A 1,241-nucleotide genomic window follows, 5' to 3' on the forward strand; every position below is an offset into this window, starting at 1 on the left:
CTTTCCGAAGATCCAGACCGACCTGATCGTGACCGGCAAGGTTCGCTATGTGTTTGGGGACTATCCGCTCGATCAGCTCGCGCTGAACGCCGCCATGCTGGCGCGCGCGCTGCCGGCCGAACGATATGAACCCTTTATTTTGTCCCTGTTTGCAAGCCAGTATAACTGGGCCTTCAACCGGGAAGCGAACGTGACCGAGGAGTTGTTCAAGCGTGCCGCCCTGGCCGGGATGGACCGGGCGACGTTCGACGCCACCCTCGCGGACAAGGCCTTCCGCAACTGGATGATCCAGCAGCAGGCCGAGAACGAGGCGAAGTATCAGATCGACTCGACTCCGACCTTCATCATCAACGGCCGCAAGGCGGCGGGCGAGATGAGCTACGACGCCTTCGACAAGCTGGTGGCCGCCACCGGCTGAACCGCGCCACGACCGGAAGGGAGACACCTTGCCCGCACGCTTCGCCCGCCTGCGCATCGCCGGGTTCAAGAGCTTCGCCGAACCGGTGTCGCTGGAGATCATGCCGGGGCTGACCGGCATCGTCGGGCCGAACGGGTGCGGCAAGTCCAACGTCGTGGACGCGCTGCGCTGGGCGATGGGCGAGACCTCGGCGCGCAGCCTGCGCGGCGGCGAGATGGATGACGTCATCTTCGCCGGCACGCAGAACCGCCCGTCGCGCAACATCGCCGAGGTGACGCTGTCGCTGGAGGAGGCGGAGGGCATCGCCCCGCCGCCGCACGACACGCAGCCGGAACTGGAGATCAGCCGCCGGATCGAGCGCGGCTCCGGCAGCACCTATCGCGTCAACGGGCGCGAGGTGCGGGCGCGCGACGTGCAGACGCTGTTCGCCGACCTCGCCAGCGGGGCGCAGTCCTCGGCGATGGTCGGGCAGGGCCGCGTGGGCGCCGTGGTCAACGCCCGGCCCGAGCAGCGGCGGATGATCCTGGAGGAAGCGGCCGGCATCACCGGGCTGCACGCCCGCCGCCACGAGGCGGAACTCAAGCTGCGCGCCGCCGAGACTAACCTCGCCCGCGCCGAGGATCTGCGCGGCCAGCTCGAAGGCCAGCTCACCGGCCTGAAGCGGCAGGCGCGGCAGGCCAGCCGCTATCGCAACATCTCCGGCGCGATCCGCGACGCCGAGGCGGAATTGCTGTCGATCCAGCGCGCCCGCGCCGAAGCCGCGCGGACACAGGCGGACGCGGCGCACGCCGCGGCGCAGGCCGCCGTGGCGGAGGCCGAGGCC

General features: G+C 69.9%; 2 protein-coding genes. Both read left to right on the top strand.

The window, feature by feature from the left end; all coding sequences use genetic code 11:
* Nucleotides 1–418: DsbA family protein (locus tag B8460_RS07035; RefSeq protein ID WP_048860873.1), on the top strand; the 418-nt coding region annotated here is incomplete at its 5' end.
* 28 nt (nt 419–446) lie between these two features.
* Nucleotides 447–1,241: AAA family ATPase (locus B8460_RS07040; RefSeq protein ID WP_048860874.1), on the top strand; the 795-nt coding region annotated here is incomplete at its 3' end.

It is taken from the genome of Acidisphaera rubrifaciens HS-AP3, from assembly GCF_000964365.1.
Lineage (GTDB): Bacteria > Pseudomonadota > Alphaproteobacteria > Acetobacterales > Acetobacteraceae > Acidisphaera > Acidisphaera rubrifaciens.